Source organism: Serratia sp. CY27727, assembly GCF_052169275.1.
Taxonomy (GTDB): domain Bacteria; phylum Pseudomonadota; class Gammaproteobacteria; order Enterobacterales; family Enterobacteriaceae; genus Serratia; species Serratia sarumanii.
In genome coordinates this window covers 1-13,302 of the sequence record NZ_JBJNLB010000001.1, presented here as the reverse complement: position 1 = coordinate 13,302, position 13,302 = coordinate 1, and the positions used below count along the sequence as shown (strand labels likewise).

General features: G+C 58.0%; 17 protein-coding genes. 10 read left to right on the top strand and 7 right to left on the bottom strand.

Translation table 11 applies throughout. From position 1 onward, the window contains the following. Positions 1-2: 2 nt before the first annotated feature. Positions 3-866, bottom strand: coding sequence for an efflux RND transporter periplasmic adaptor subunit (locus ACJ8HB_RS00085; RefSeq protein WP_004931305.1), 864 nt, complete (start codon positions 864-866; stop codon positions 3-5). 3 nt (positions 867-869) lie between these two features. Beyond that, the gene (locus ACJ8HB_RS00080; protein WP_049234481.1) at positions 870-1,106 is read right to left on the bottom strand and encodes a DUF1656 domain-containing protein; all 237 of its coding nucleotides are present in this window, start codon (positions 1,104-1,106) and stop codon (positions 870-872) included. A 180-nt stretch (positions 1,107-1,286) separates the two neighbouring features. Here ACJ8HB_RS00080 and slyA point away from each other — a divergent pair, with 180 nt between their 5' ends. Next, positions 1,287-1,718, top strand: a complete 432-nt coding sequence (gene slyA / locus ACJ8HB_RS00075) for a transcriptional regulator SlyA (RefSeq protein WP_004931301.1) — start codon at positions 1,287-1,289, stop codon at positions 1,716-1,718. Between the two features lie 92 nt (positions 1,719-1,810). Here slyA and ACJ8HB_RS00070 read toward each other — a convergent pair whose 3' ends face one another. Beyond that, positions 1,811-2,275 (bottom strand): glycine zipper 2TM domain-containing protein, encoded by a 465-nt coding sequence (locus ACJ8HB_RS00070; RefSeq protein WP_033638390.1) that lies wholly within the window; start codon positions 2,273-2,275, stop codon positions 1,811-1,813. A 359-nt stretch (positions 2,276-2,634) separates the two neighbouring features. Between ACJ8HB_RS00070 and anmK the strand changes: the two genes are divergently transcribed. From anmK to pdxY, 5 genes are all read left to right on the top strand, one after another. Next, positions 2,635-3,756 carry an anhydro-N-acetylmuramic acid kinase gene (anmK, locus tag ACJ8HB_RS00065; RefSeq protein WP_047567735.1) on the top strand — a complete coding sequence of 374 codons (1,122 nt, stop codon included), beginning with the start codon at positions 2,635-2,637 and terminating at the stop codon, positions 3,754-3,756. Between the two features lie 45 nt (positions 3,757-3,801). Then, positions 3,802-4,104: an MliC family protein gene (locus tag ACJ8HB_RS00060; RefSeq protein WP_004931294.1), complete on the top strand. Its 303-nt coding sequence runs from the start codon at positions 3,802-3,804 to the stop codon at positions 4,102-4,104. An 89-nt stretch (positions 4,105-4,193) separates the two neighbouring features. Beyond that, on the top strand, positions 4,194-4,847 hold the full coding sequence (gene pdxH / locus ACJ8HB_RS00055; protein ID WP_033648477.1) for a pyridoxamine 5'-phosphate oxidase: 654 nt from the start codon (positions 4,194-4,196) through the stop codon (positions 4,845-4,847). A gap of 138 nt (positions 4,848-4,985) precedes the next feature. Next, positions 4,986-6,260: a tyrosine--tRNA ligase gene (gene tyrS / locus ACJ8HB_RS00050; protein ID WP_033648189.1), complete on the top strand. Its 1,275-nt coding sequence runs from the start codon at positions 4,986-4,988 to the stop codon at positions 6,258-6,260. 83 nt (positions 6,261-6,343) lie between these two features. Next, on the top strand, positions 6,344-7,204 hold the full coding sequence (gene pdxY, locus ACJ8HB_RS00045; RefSeq protein ID WP_033638395.1) for a pyridoxal kinase PdxY: 861 nt from the start codon (positions 6,344-6,346) through the stop codon (positions 7,202-7,204). Between the two features lie 39 nt (positions 7,205-7,243). Here pdxY and gstA read toward each other — a convergent pair whose 3' ends face one another. The 4 genes from gstA to ACJ8HB_RS00025 form a co-directional block, all read right to left on the bottom strand. Continuing rightward, on the bottom strand, positions 7,244-7,849 hold the full coding sequence (gene gstA, locus ACJ8HB_RS00040) for a glutathione transferase GstA (RefSeq protein WP_033648193.1): 606 nt from the start codon (positions 7,847-7,849) through the stop codon (positions 7,244-7,246). A 92-nt stretch (positions 7,850-7,941) separates the two neighbouring features. Beyond that, positions 7,942-8,826 carry a 4-hydroxy-tetrahydrodipicolinate synthase gene (gene dapA, locus ACJ8HB_RS00035; protein WP_047567731.1) on the bottom strand — a complete coding sequence of 295 codons (885 nt, stop codon included), beginning with the start codon at positions 8,824-8,826 and terminating at the stop codon, positions 7,942-7,944. Positions 8,827-9,187: 361 nt separating this feature from the next. Continuing rightward, the gene (locus ACJ8HB_RS00030; RefSeq protein ID WP_004938373.1) at positions 9,188-9,451 is read right to left on the bottom strand and encodes a DUF3811 domain-containing protein; all 264 of its coding nucleotides are present in this window, start codon (positions 9,449-9,451) and stop codon (positions 9,188-9,190) included. Between the two features lie 94 nt (positions 9,452-9,545). Beyond that, the gene (locus ACJ8HB_RS00025) at positions 9,546-10,211 is read right to left on the bottom strand and encodes an HD domain-containing protein (RefSeq protein ID WP_047567726.1); all 666 of its coding nucleotides are present in this window, start codon (positions 10,209-10,211) and stop codon (positions 9,546-9,548) included. 395 nt (positions 10,212-10,606) lie between these two features. Here ACJ8HB_RS00025 and ACJ8HB_RS00020 point away from each other — a divergent pair, with 395 nt between their 5' ends. From ACJ8HB_RS00020 to ACJ8HB_RS00005, 4 genes are all read left to right on the top strand, one after another. Continuing rightward, complete coding sequence (locus ACJ8HB_RS00020) at positions 10,607-11,317, top strand: STN domain-containing protein (protein WP_052133441.1); 711 nt, start codon at positions 10,607-10,609, stop codon at positions 11,315-11,317. Between the two features lie 2 nt (positions 11,318-11,319). Beyond that, complete coding sequence (locus ACJ8HB_RS00015) at positions 11,320-11,871, top strand: RNA polymerase sigma factor (protein ID WP_047567724.1); 552 nt, start codon at positions 11,320-11,322, stop codon at positions 11,869-11,871. Positions 11,872-11,891: 20 nt separating this feature from the next. Next, positions 11,892-12,869 carry a FecR family protein gene (locus ACJ8HB_RS00010; protein WP_047571637.1) on the top strand — a complete coding sequence of 326 codons (978 nt, stop codon included), beginning with the start codon at positions 11,892-11,894 and terminating at the stop codon, positions 12,867-12,869. A 185-nt stretch (positions 12,870-13,054) separates the two neighbouring features. After that, positions 13,055-13,302: hypothetical protein (locus ACJ8HB_RS00005; RefSeq protein WP_442520180.1), on the top strand; the 248-nt coding region annotated here is incomplete at its 3' end.

Here is a 13,302-nt window from a genome sequence, read left to right as displayed (position 1 = left end):
CTTTAGTTCCGCTGATGAATCGAAATGGTGCAGGTGGTGCCGGCGACCAGCGTCAAATCGGCGGGCACGTTGAGCAATTTTATCCGTACCGGCACGCGCTGAGCCAAACGCACCCAAGGAACATTAGGCTTAACGTCCATTAATAGATCGTTGCTGCTGTCAACGCTCTGATCGTAAATGGCGCGGCCGATGCTCTCTACTTCCCCCTGTAGCGGCGTGTTGCCGTTATATAAAACGATGTCCGCTTTATTGCCTTCTTTTATATGCTTCAGCTTGGTTTCTTCGAAATAACCGAGCACATAAAACGAATGCACATCCACCAACGCCACCAGCGGCGTACCGGCGTTGGCGTAGTTCCCGACCCGCGCCTGCAGGTTGGTGATATAACCGTCGGTTGGCGCGTAAATTTTGGTTTTGCTCAAATTCCATTTGGCCTGTTCCAGATTGGCCAGGGCGGCTTTATAGGCGGCCTTCATTGCCTGCGCGGCTAAATTTGACTCGTCCAAATCTTCAGCGGAAATAACGTTACGCGGTAAACCGCGGCGGCGGGCAGCCTCGTGGTCCGCTTTGGCCAGATCGGATTGCGCTTTTGCCACCGCGGCCTCGGCATTGTCCAGCGCAATCTGGTAGGGCACCGGGTCGAGGGTAAAAATCAGACTTCCCGCAGGTACGAACTGATTGTCATTCGCGCTTATTTTCTCTAATCTTCCAGAGACTTCAGGGGTGATATTGACGAGTTCGGCGCGCACTTTTCCATCACGGGTCCATGGGGATTGCATATAATAATTCCAGAGCCACCAACCGGCGCAGACGGCAATGGCGCAGACGATCACCGTAGAGAAGTATTTTAATGTTTTATGCTGCATGGGTTACCAACTCGCTAAAATCCATAAGGAACCGCTGACGGTCAGAACGAAAATGGACAGGTCCATCAACATGGGATGCCAGATTTCACCGGAATACATCCAGTCTCTCAGCAGCTGATGAATCAGCAGCCATAAGAGCAGTCCTAGTAAAAAAGCTTTAAATATAGGTGGAAAATAAAGCGATGCTCCCAGGACCAAATCGGGCAAGGGAGATGAGGTGTGTAACCATGATGTATTCACATTAACAATCCCTAAGGGTGAATATGTTGAATATTTGCATAACGATTAAACAATAGCGGCTAAAAATAGTGGCTATTTCCACAATATACATTATATACATTTGTGTTTTTAATGTGAGTTACCCAAAATAGTCTAAGCTCTGGGAGGTAATGTTAGCATGCTAATTATAAGGAGGGGGAAGTGGAGTCAACATTAGGTTCAGATTTAGCACGATTAGTTCGTGTGTGGCGCGCGCTCATCGATCATCGGCTCAAGCCGTTGGAGCTGACCCAAACGCATTGGGTCACGTTGCACAATATCAATCGCTTGCCGCCGGAGCAGTCGCAAATCCAGCTGGCCAAGGCGATCGGTATCGAGCAACCGTCACTGGTTCGTACGCTGGACCAACTGGAGGAGAAAGGGCTGATCACGCGTCACACCTGTGCCAACGATCGCCGCGCGAAGCGCATCAAGCTGACCGAAGCGGCCGATCCGATCATCAGGGAAGTGGACAGTGTGATCACGTCTACGCGCAGTGAGATTTTAAGCGGCATTACCGCCGACGAAGTGCATCTGTTGGTAGGGCTGATTGGCAAGTTAGAACAAAATATCACCGAACTGCAGAACAAATAATAATATTCTTATTTTCTACGATTACAGTTTCACAGCATCAGAAATAAAACCGGAGGCGATTGCCTCCGGTTTGCCGCTTGTCGCCGGCTGGCTTACAGCGGGGAAACGGTGATGGTGTCGCCCATGCGCGCCATGCGCACGCGCTGGCCAGGGCTGAACTTGGTGTCGCCCGCTTTCTGCACCACCACGATGTTCTCTTTCTGGTCGGTCTTGATTTCCAGCTCGTAGCCGGAGGTACGGCCGGCCACTTCACCGATGCTGTTACCTGCCGCGCCGCCGGCGATAGCGCCCGCCGCGGTAGCCAGCGTACGACCGGTGCCGCCGCCAACGGTGTTGCCCAACAGCCCGCCAATCACCGCGCCGCCGATCATCCCCATGGCGTTGGAGCCTTCGCCGCCCTGAATTTTAACCGGACGCACGGAAACCAGCGTCCCGTAGGTGACGTTCTGCACCTGCTTGGCCTGCGAGGACGAGTAGACATCACCGGACATGGATTCATTGGCACAGCCGGCCAGCGTAACGGCGGCGACGGCAACGACGAGAAGACGCTTGATCATACAAAACTCCTGATGGTAGTAGTCCATAACCTGGTAATGCTCCCCAGGCAAGATTCAGTGAAAACGATAGACAAAGTATGGCTGAAAGTTGACACACCGCCATGCTTCATCGCTGCATGCAGCTTAACTTTTCTCTGTTCAACCAATAATAAACCGCGGTTTACCTTTATGACAGCCTTGGCGACATTCCGTCGCCTGTTATGGCACGGTTTAACACATAACCCGTGCCACAGCGGCGTCGGGGGGCATCTGGCTCACGAACCGTAAAAAAAGCATCATAATTCATGGCGTTAATCCGGCAATTCTGGTTTATTTGTCAGGATGAATTTTGCTTACCGAGCGGGTTAGAGGATGTTGCTATGAAGTCAGGCCGCTATATAGGCGTCATGTCCGGCACCAGTCTGGACGGAATCGATGTGGTATTGGCCGCGATCGACGATCGCATGGTGGCGCAGCAGGCCAGCTATAGCCATCCGATGCCGATGGCGTTGAAAAAAGAGATCCTGGGCATGTGCCAGGGGCAGCAAACCACGTTGGCCGCCGTCGGCCGGCTGGACGCGCAGCTGGGCACGTTGTTCGGCGAGGCGGTGCTCGGCCTGCTGAAGCAAACCGGCATCGACGCGGAGCAGATCACCGCCATCGGGTGCCACGGCCAGACGGTGTGGCACGAACCGGAGGGTGACGCGCGTTTCTCGATGCAGCTCGGTGATAACAACCGCATCGCCGCGCTGACCGATATCACCACCGTCGGCGATTTCCGCCGGCGCGACATGGCCTACGGCGGGCAGGGCGCGCCGCTGGTGCCGGCGTTTCATCAGGCGCTGCTGGGGCATCCCGTCGAGCGGCGCATGGTGCTGAACGTCGGCGGCATCGCCAACCTTTCTCTGCTGTTGCCCGGTACGCCGGTGCGCGGTTTCGATACCGGGCCGGGCAACATGCTGATGGACGCCTGGGTATGGCGCCACCGCGCGCAGCCTTACGATCAGGACGGCGGCTGGGCGATGCAGGGGCGAGTCTGCTTGCCGCTGTTGCAGCAGATGCTGGCGGATCCGTACTTCGCGCTGCCGGCGCCGAAAAGCACCGGCCGCGAGTATTTCAATATCGCCTGGCTGGAGCGGCAGCTGGCCGGATTGCCGGCGATTGCGCCGGTCGACGTGCAGGCCACGCTCACGGAGCTGACCGCGGTCAGCATCAGCGAGCAGGTATTGCTGGCCTGCGGGTGCGAGCGACTGTTGGTCTGCGGCGGCGGGGCGCGCAACACGCTGCTGATGGCGCGCCTGTCGGCGCTGCTGCCGGGCACGGAGGTCGGGCTGACCGACGATTTTGGCGTCAGCGGCGACGACATGGAGGCGCTGGCCTTTGCCTGGCTGGCCTTCCGCACGCTGTCCGGCCAGGCCGGCAATCTGCCTTCGGTGACCGGCGCCAGCCGTGAAACGGTGTTGGGTGGGATTTATCCGGTTTTGCCATTGGGGGCCCGTTAGCTCTGTTAGGATAGCCTGTGAAGGATTTTTCTAAGGAGCAACAGCATGAAAAAAGTCATTTTCGTCGCCGGCGCGCTGGCGCTGTCCGGCTGCAGCTACATCCTGCCGCAAAGCAGCCAGACGATGCACTACCAGTGCGGCACCACGCCGCTGACGGTGGCGCTTGACGGCAAGGCGAGCGAAGTCAGCCTGCTGATGGACGGCGAACAGCTGCATCTCAAGCAGGTGCTGGCGCTGACCGGCGCCAAATACAGCGACGGCAAATACACTTTTTGGTCGAAAGACCGTAACGCCTATCTTGAGCGCAACGGCAAGGTAGTCATGAGCGACTGCGTGTTGACGGAGTGAAGGTCGACGGCGGCGTCGGAGCGATTGAGTTCCTGACGCCGCAGGCGCAGAATGTAACGACGGATTTTTTCAGTTGGTCGATAACCCAGATGATTGAAAAGAGTGAGTTTGATGTTGCGGACCTGCGCCGTGAATACACCCGAGGCGGCCTGCGCCGCAACGATCTGACCGCCAACCCGCTCGAACTGTTCGAGCGTTGGTTGAAACAGGCCTGCGACGCGCGCCTGGCCGATCCCACCGCCATGTGCGTCGCGACCGTCGACGAACACGGCCAGCCTTATCAACGCATCGTGCTGCTGAAGCATTTCGATGAGCAGGGGCTGGTGTTCTACACCAACCTCGGCAGCCGCAAGGCGCAGCAGCTGGCGCACAACCCGCATATCAGCCTGCTGTTCCCCTGGCACATGCTCGATCGCCAGGTGATTTTCCTCGGGCAGGCGGAGCGCCTGTCGACCCTCGAAGTGCTGAAGTATTTCAACAGCCGGCCGAAAGACAGCCAGATCGGCGCCTGGGTGTCGCAGCAGTCGTCGCGCATTTCCGCGCGCGGCGTGCTGGAAAGCAAATTCCTTGAGCTGAAGCAGAAGTTCCAGCAGGGCGAGGTGCCGTTGCCGAGTTTCTGGGGCGGATTCCGCGTGAAATTTGACTCCGTCGAGTTCTGGCAGGGCGGCGCCCATCGCCTGCATGACCGTTTCCTGTATCAGCGGGACGGGAATGACTGGAAAATTGACCGACTGGCACCCTGAAGACGGAAAATCCCCTCTAAGCGCTGGTGCTGACGCCGCCGGCGCTTTATTCTATGCGCTACCCTGAATTTTTATTTCGCCACTGGGCGAAAGGCCGTGTACCGGCAAAGGTGCATTCGTTTATACATGGAGTCATTGATGGCAAGCAGCAACTTGATTAAACAACTGCAAGAGCGGGGCCTCGTTGCCCAGGTTACGGATGAGGAAGCGTTAGCGGAGCGACTGGCGCAAGGGCCAATTGCACTGTATTGCGGTTTCGATCCGACCGCTGACAGCTTGCATTTGGGCCATCTGGTTCCTCTGTTGTGCCTGAAGCGCTTCCAGCTGGCCGGCCACAAGCCGGTAGCACTGGTGGGCGGCGCCACCGGCCTCATCGGCGATCCGAGCTTCAAAGCGGCGGAGCGCAAGCTGAACACCACCGATACGGTGAACGAGTGGGTCGAGAAGATCCGCAAACAGGTTTCCCCGTTCCTCGATTTCGACTGCGGCAGCAACAGCGCTATCGCGGCCAACAACTACGACTGGTTCGGCGGCATGAATGTGCTGACCTTCCTGCGTGACATCGGCAAGCACTTTTCCGTCAACCAGATGATCAACAAGGAAGCGGTCAAGCAGCGCCTGAATCGCGACGACTCCGGCATCTCCTTCACCGAGTTCTCTTATAACCTGCTGCAGGGCTACGATTTCTCCGAGTTGTACAACCGTCACCAGGTGGAGCTGCAGATCGGCGGTTCCGATCAGTGGGGCAACATCACCTCAGGCATCGATCTGACGCGTCGTCAGCACCAGAAGCAGGTGTTCGGCCTGACCGTGCCGTTGATCACCAAAGCAGACGGCACCAAGTTCGGTAAAACCGAAGGCGGCGCGGTCTGGCTGGCGCCGGAAAAAACCAGCCCGTACAAGTTCTACCAGTTCTGGATCAACACCGCCGACGCCGACGTTTACCGTTTCCTGAAGTTCTTCACCTTCATGAGCCTGGAAGACATCAACGCGCTGGAGGAAGAAGACAAGAACAGCGGCAAGGCGCCGCGCGCCCAGTACGTGCTGGCGGAAGAAGTGACCGGCATGGTGCACGGTGCGGAAGGCCTGGCGGCCGCCAAGCGCATCACTCAGAGCCTGTTCTCCGGCGCGCTGCACGACATGACCGAAGCGGACTTCGCCCAGTTGGCGCAGGACGGCATGCCGACCATTAAACTGGAGCGTGACGCCGATCTGCAGCAGGCGCTGGTGAATGCCGAACTGGTGCCGTCACGCGGCCAGGCGCGCACCATGATCGGCTCCAATGCGGTGACCATCAACGGCGAGAAACAATCGGATGCCGAATACCGCTTCAGCGATGCGGACCGTCTGTTCGGCCGCTACACGCTGCTGCGCCGCGGCAAGAAACACTACTGCCTGGTGGATTGGCAGTAACGAATAATGACGGTAAGGGGCCCTGGTGGCCCCTTTATTTTTGCGCAGCCGCCAGGCTGCGGTATTCCGAACGAGTTCTGTCGATGAAAAACATTCTTTCTATCCAGTCGCACGTGGTGTTTGGTCACGCCGGCAACAGTGCGGCTGAATTCCCGATGCGCCGTATGGGCGTCAATGTCTGGCCGCTGAACACGGTGCAGTTCTCCAACCATACGCAATACGGCCAGTGGACCGGCTGCGTTATGCCGGCCAGCCACCTGACCGAGATCGCGCAGGGTATTGCCAATATCGAGCAGCTGCAACGCTGTGATGCCGTGCTGAGCGGTTATATCGGTTCGCCGGAGCAGGGCGACCATATTCTGGAGATCGTGCGTCAGGTTAAGCAGGCGAACCCGAACGCCTGGTATTTCTGCGATCCGGTGATGGGGCATCCTGAAAAGGGCTGCATCGTGGCGCCGGGCGTGGCCGAGTTTCACTGCCGCCAGGCGCTGCCGTGCAGCGACATGATGGCGCCGAACCTGCTGGAGTTGGAGATGCTGAGCCAGATGGCCGTCGCCAACGTGGCCGACGCGGTGCAGGCCGCCCGCGTGCTGATCGCCAAGGGGCCGCGGCTGGTGCTGGTCAAGCACCTGGCCCGCGCCGGCTATCACGCCGACTGCTTCGAAATGCTGCTGGTGACGGCGGACGAGGCCTGGCACATCAGCCGGCCGCTGGTGGACTTCGGCGCGCGTCAACCGGTTGGCGTCGGTGATTTGACCAGCGGTCTGCTGCTGGTGGATCTGCTGAAGGGCGAGGCGCTGGACAAAGCGCTGGAGCACGTGACCGCCGCCGTGTATGAGGTGATGCTGACCACGCAGGAGATGGGCGAATACGAACTGCAGGTGGTGGCGGCGCAGGATCGGATCGTGCAGCCGCTCAGCGAATTCAAAGCGGTAAAGCTGTAAGTGCATCGAGCCCCGGCGACAGCCGCCGGGGCTGAAACTTTACTTCAATCCTTCGGCGTTCAGCGCCGCATCTACTGCCGGGCGCGCCGCAACGCGATCGAACCAGGCCGCCAGATGGGCGTGCTTGCGCACGTCGAACTGCAGGGCGAACGCCCAACGCAACACGGTGAACAGGTAGGCGTCGGCTACGCTGAAACGGCTTCCCAACAGGAAGTGCTGCTTCGCCAGCACCGAATCCAGATAGCTGAACTGCTGCTCCAGCTTGGCGCGCGCGATGGTTTGGTATTCCTCGGGCGTTTTCGGGTTGAACAGCGGGCTGAACCCTTTGTGCAGCTCGGTGGCGATGTAGTTCAGCCATTCGATCGCGTGGTAGCGCGACAGGGTGCCCGCCGCCGGGATCAGGTTGCGATCGGGCACGCGGTCCGCCAGGTATTGCACGATCGCTACGCCTTCTGTCAGCAGGCTGCCGTCATCCAGCAGCAGCGCCGGTACCTGTCCCTTGGGGTTGATGGTGAGGTAATCGGCGCCGCTCTCGGTCTTCTTCTGCGCCAGATCGACCTTCTCCGCCGTAAAATCCAGCCCTGCCTCACGCAGCACGATATGCGGGGACAGCGAACAGGCGCCGGCTTTATAGAACAGTTTCATCGGAAGCTCCTTGTTGATGACGAATGACGGGCATGCTTAACCTCTCATCGTAGTCCCATAGCGCCAAAATTACAGCGGCTTAGCTAACAAATTTAACCGATGATCGCCTCGGCGGGCTGCAGCTGCGTCAGCGTTGCGGCGATCTGCTGTTGCAACGCCTGCGGCGCTACCTGCATCGGCGAGCGCAGCTCGTTGGCGATCAGCCCCTGCTGAGCCAGCACCGTCTTGACCGGCGCCGGATTCGGGAAGCTGAACATCTGGTGGATCATCGGCAGCAGCTCATAGAAGTTGCTGCGCGCCGCGGCCAAATCGCCGGCGGCGACCTGCTGCGCCAGCTGCACGAAACGTTCCGGGTGAACATGCGCGGCGGCGGAGATGGCGCCGGTGCCGCCGAGGCACAGCGTGGTGAGGATCAGATTGTCTTCCCCAGTCATCACATCGATTTCGCCGTCGGCGATCAGCGCCATGGTGGCGTCAGGGTTGCCGCCGCAGTCCTTGATGGCGGTGATGCGCGGATGGCGCGCGAGCCGGCGCAATGTGGCCAGCTCCATGGCGATGCCGGTGCGCTGCGGAATGTTGTACAGGATCACCGGCACGCTGGAGGCGTCGGCCAACTGGGTGAAATAATCGATCAGGCCGCATTGCGAAGGGCGGATGTAGTAAGGCGCCGGGATCAGCACGCCGGCGATGTCGCGCAGCTGAATGGCCTGCTGCATCTGCAGCGTGGCGGCCATGTTATTGCCGGAAAGGCCCATCACGACCTGGTGTGCGGGCGCCACTTCCAGCACGGCGTCGAGCACCGCCAGCTGTTCTTCTTTGCTCAGCGCGGCGGCTTCACCGGTGGAGCCGCACACCACCAAGCCATTGATGCCGGCGTCGAGCAGGTGCCGCGCCAGGCGTTTCACCGCCGGCAAATCGACGGCATCGTGATTGAAAGGGGTAACCATCGCCACCCAAATACCCGAAAATGAAGCCATAAAATATTCCTTCTGTGTGACCGACAGAGAAGCCAGATGAGAAAATTGAAGGCGGGGCGTTGCGCGCCGTCCAGTCAGCTCATCTGACGGGACAGCTCGCCCCGGTCAAATGAGCGTCTGTTTCTTCGATTTAACCGCCGCCAAATCGCCAACGGGCAACGCAGGTGTTATCAGAAAGTCGGCGTTGTGTGGGTAGGCCATGGCGGTCTCGTGAAAAGGGGAAGTGGGGTGATAATGAATATTCTTCATCAGGCTGTCAATTTACAACAGATTGATAACATTGTTATTCATGATTCGGTAGCGAGGATGAGTTTGGCTAATAAATAAAAATCCCCGCAGCGGCGGGGAGAGTTTGGCTGGTTCAGCGCGGCGGGCGGGAGCCGATGGTGGCGGACCAACTGAAGGTGTCGCCGCTCGGCCGATAGCGGTTGGCCTTGCGTTCTGCACGCTCCGCCTTGGCGAGCTTCGCTCTGGCGGCCATGATGCGCGCCACCACTTCATCCTTGACCTTGTGCTGTTCGGCGTTGGTCAGCGGTCTGCCGTGGCTCTTGCGCGCCTTGTCCAGTTCGGTTTTCACTTCCCGCTGTTCGCTTTCCGTCATCTCTTTCAACGTCAACTTTTTCATCTGTGCCGCCCGTTCGGTGAAGTTGACCTACAGTTTAACGGCGTTATGTGACCGAAAATGTTATGGGCATAACGAAATGCGCGGTAAGCCGGCATTACACCTCTTCCAGCAGATCGTCGACAAAGCGCCGCATGCGTTCGGTGCGCTGCTCGGCCATGTGCCGCCCGGCGGCGGTCTGGAAGCCGTCTTGCAGTTTGAACAGCTTGGTTTCGAAGTGATCCAGGCTGAAACGCTTGTCGTCGTATTGGCGATGTTCGGCCCGCGGGTCGGCGGCGTCGTACAGCGCGCTGCGCATGCGGCCGCCGATATAGAAGCAGCGCGCCACGCCGATCAGGCCGATGGCGTCGAGGCGATCGGCATCCTGCAGGATCTTCGCCTCCAGCGTTTGCGGGGGGATGCCGGCGGAAAAACTGTGCGCTTCGATGGCGTGAGCCACCGCCGCGATATCCGCCGGCGCCCATTCCAACCGGGTCAGCATCAGCGTGGCTTGCTCCGCCGCCATGCGCGAGGCCAGATGACGCTGCGGCGAATTTTTTTCCACCGCGACGGCGTCGTGCAGCAGCACCGCCGCACAGAGAATGCGCCGGTCGCCGCCTTCCAGCTTGCTGATCCGGCGGCAGTTCTTCCAGACCCGGTGCAGATGCGCCACGTCATGCGAACCGTCGTCCGACTCGAGGGTGAGCGGCAGCAGCGTTTGCGCCAGCGCCTGATAGGGGGAAAAAGGTTGTAATAACGCTTGCGTAAGCGGGGATGGCGACATATTCAGTTCCTATAGGGAGCCATTTCGAAGTGAATGGACGTCAATTGACGTCTTTTTAATGTCTGAAATTCAGATGATCAGCGTTTTTTGGCGCTTTGTGCTCCTGATTGATTTTATCACGTCAATATTATCCTTTGGCTACAACGTCTCCGGCGATGGTCACGCGTCGCGCCAGGACTAACGCAGCCCTGTTTCAATCCGGTGTTTTCATTCGACTTTACCTTTGGTCATCGAAACGTCATTTTACTCCAGCAGAGTACTCTGCGTCGGCTCACTTATACCTCGAATGCTCGATCATTCGCCAGGCTGCGGAACAAGAATGCCTACAGTTTTGGTGAAATGTTATCTGTTTGATTTTCTTATTTTTTCCAGCTTTTGCAGGATAAATAATAACGATGATAACTCAACAACATTACATCCACAGGGTTCTATTGCACTTCAATATATTTTCACTTCTCGGGGTGCTGGGAGGGGCGTGTCCGTTTTTTGTTGCGGCGGCGCAGGCCGATTTGCCACCGCAACGGCATTTTACTTTCGATTTGCCGGCGCAACCCTTATCGCAGGCGCTGGTCATCTATGGCGAGATCACCGGGCTATCAATTCTGGTCAGGGGGAATTTAACTGCTGGCCGTCAATCCAGTCCGGTCAGAGGCGAGCTCACCGCTGATGAAGCCCTACGCGCCTTGTTGGCCGGAACCCGGCTGACGGTGGTCTATACCAGTGGTTCCGCTTTTACCCTACAACCGCAAAACCGGAACAGCCTGGATCGCGATCGGGAAATATCATCGCCGGCTTTGCTGCGGGGAGCTTACCGCGCGCAATTGCAACGCGGCGTGAGTCGTTTGTTGTGCTCGTTGCAGCCGGCCAATTTGGGGCGCTATCGGTTGGGCATGCAGCTATGGATCGATGCGGCAGGGAAAGTGGTCAGAGTTCATATCTTGAATTCTCCCGGCGCCGAACAGTGGGGGGCAGACGTGAAAAGAGTGCTTGAGACGCGAGAGTTGGTGGCGCCTCCTATAGGATTGCGCCAACCGATAACGTTGTTGCTGCGGGTGCAAACGGACATTCGCGCCGAATGTCGCCGTGTGAACATTGGGCAGGGGTGAATATGCCTGATGCGATAAAAAAAACCATGCGTGAACTGTTTATTGCCAGCTATGCTGAATTTCGGCAGCGGCTTTGTCGACGCCTTGGCTCCGGCCATTTGGCCGACGATGCACTGCATGAAACCTGGTTGCGCATCGACAGCGTGAGTAATGACGGCGTTGTCCGTTATCCGGCGGCATATTTGTTTCGTATTGCGCTGAATGTGGCGGAAGAACAACGACGGAATCAAGCGCGAATCATGAGTACCGATGAAATAGAAGTGCTTTACAATTTTGCTGATGAACTGGCCGATCCGGCGCGTATCACCCAGGGGCAAATCGAAGTCGAGATGTTTCATGCCATATTGGCCGAACTGCCGCCGCGACGCAGAGAGATGATCATCGCAGCGCGGTTTGACGATCTGCCCCATGTGGACATTGCCCGCCGTTTTGGCGTGTCTTTGCGCACGGTGGAAAAAGAGCTGAAAGCGGGACTGCAGTATTGCTGCGAACGCATGGAAAAACAGTATATTCAACGTTTTGGGCCAAAAACAGAGACCCTGCCAAAACCATGACAAACCCAAATCGAACAGAGATGCAGATCCGGGAGAAAAATGAGATCGAACAGCGGGCAATTGGCTGGGTGATTCTACTGGCTTCCGGGCGGGCGACGGTCGCCGACGGTGAGGCTTTTCGCCAATGGTGCGCGCACAATCCCGGGCATGTAAAGGCGTTTGTCGAATGTCGTAAACATTGGCAGGGGCTACAACGGGCCGCCAGCGATCGCGCCCCGGACGAGGCATCCGCCCGGTCACCCGCAAAAATCATCGGTCCATCGTCGTCCGCGCGCCTGAGTCGCCGCGCGTTATTAGGCGGCGCCTTGGCGGCATCGATCGGCTGGCTGGCGATCAGCCCGCCGCTGCAGCTTTGGCCGAGCCTGGACGCGATATCGGCGGATTATCGCACCGGTATCGGTGAACAGCGCGAAGTGGCGCTCAATGCGCATGTCAAATTGCAACTGAATACACAAACCGCCATCAATTTGCTACGGCAACAAGGGGTGGTCACGGGCATGGAGCTACGCAGCGGGGAGACGGAGGTGCTGGCTCAGCCCGGTAATGGCTTGCCGTTCGTCGTCCTGGCCGGCAATGGGCAGATTCAGGCGCAGGAAGCGTTGTTTAACGTCCGCTATATCGATGAATCGACCTGCGTGACCTGTCTGGCGGGGGAAGTCACGGTGGAGCGTGAAGGGCGGCAGATTTTGTTGCAGCGTCATCAACAGCTCCGCTATGACGATCAAATCATGTTGCCGGTTGAACGCGTCGATACGGCGTCAGTCAGCGCATGGCGTCAGCGGATGTTGGTGTTCAATAATATTCCGATGTCGCAGGTCATCGAAGAAATTAATCGTTATCGCACCGGGAAAATCGTTCTACTCAACGCCCGGTTGGGCGCTAGCCTAGTGCAGGCGAGGCTGTCTGTCGACCGTTTCAATGACTTCACTTCGCTGATTCAACGCGTTTATGACGCTAAAGTGCGTTATTTACCGGGAGGCATAGTCGTCATCAGTTAAATGAGGGGGCCTCGTTTCTCCTTGTTACAACATGGCGATGCGGGGCGCTGTTCATATGAATCTTTTATTAAAAGCTGCACTCTTTTCGTTGCCCGTTCATCTACTACCTGAATGCAAAATTGTCGCGCAGATGAGACATGCGACAGTCCACCAGGCCCGATTGAGCACAGGAAGAGAGTTGCGATATGCAAGCCAGAGCCGCCGACCGACGTCCAAACCCATCTTCCGCCGTGAGCGGAAAAATCCTGTCCGGTGATGTCCAGCATACCGGTTTTGTCGTAAAACCCCTCGCTTATGCCATCGGCTTGATGCTGCTGTCGGCAAGTGTGCAGGCCGCCGAACCGCGGCCGTTCAGCGGCGGTTGGTTCAACGCCAAAAATGTCGGCCAGGCGGGGGGGGCGCAGGGCGCCCGCCCGGGAATGAATCTGCCGGG

Excerpts from the sequence above, each read along its gene's own strand:
- ACJ8HB_RS00085 (WP_004931305.1), bottom strand. The coding sequence starts at position 866 with ATGCAGCATAAAACATTAAAATACTTCTCTACGGTGATCGTCTGCGCC.
- ACJ8HB_RS00070 (WP_033638390.1), bottom strand. The coding sequence starts at position 2,275 with ATGATCAAGCGTCTTCTCGTCGTTGCCGTCGCCGCCGTTACGCTGGCC.
- anmK (WP_047567735.1), top strand. The coding sequence starts at position 2,635 with ATGAAGTCAGGCCGCTATATAGGCGTCATGTCCGGCACCAGTCTGGAC.
- ACJ8HB_RS00060 (WP_004931294.1), top strand. The coding sequence starts at position 3,802 with ATGAAAAAAGTCATTTTCGTCGCCGGCGCGCTGGCGCTGTCCGGCTGC.
- pdxH (WP_033648477.1), top strand. The coding sequence starts at position 4,194 with ATGATTGAAAAGAGTGAGTTTGATGTTGCGGACCTGCGCCGTGAATAC.
- tyrS (WP_033648189.1), top strand. The coding sequence starts at position 4,986 with ATGGCAAGCAGCAACTTGATTAAACAACTGCAAGAGCGGGGCCTCGTT.
- pdxY (WP_033638395.1), top strand. The coding sequence starts at position 6,344 with ATGAAAAACATTCTTTCTATCCAGTCGCACGTGGTGTTTGGTCACGCC.
- gstA (WP_033648193.1), bottom strand. The coding sequence starts at position 7,849 with ATGAAACTGTTCTATAAAGCCGGCGCCTGTTCGCTGTCCCCGCATATC.
- dapA (WP_047567731.1), bottom strand. The coding sequence starts at position 8,826 with ATGGCTTCATTTTCGGGTATTTGGGTGGCGATGGTTACCCCTTTCAAT.
- ACJ8HB_RS00030 (WP_004938373.1), bottom strand. The coding sequence starts at position 9,451 with ATGAAAAAGTTGACGTTGAAAGAGATGACGGAAAGCGAACAGCGGGAA.
- ACJ8HB_RS00025 (WP_047567726.1), bottom strand. The coding sequence starts at position 10,211 with ATGTCGCCATCCCCGCTTACGCAAGCGTTATTACAACCTTTTTCCCCC.
- ACJ8HB_RS00020 (WP_052133441.1), top strand. The coding sequence starts at position 10,607 with ATGATAACTCAACAACATTACATCCACAGGGTTCTATTGCACTTCAAT.
- ACJ8HB_RS00015 (WP_047567724.1), top strand. The coding sequence starts at position 11,320 with ATGCCTGATGCGATAAAAAAAACCATGCGTGAACTGTTTATTGCCAGC.
- ACJ8HB_RS00010 (WP_047571637.1), top strand. The coding sequence starts at position 11,892 with ATGCAGATCCGGGAGAAAAATGAGATCGAACAGCGGGCAATTGGCTGG.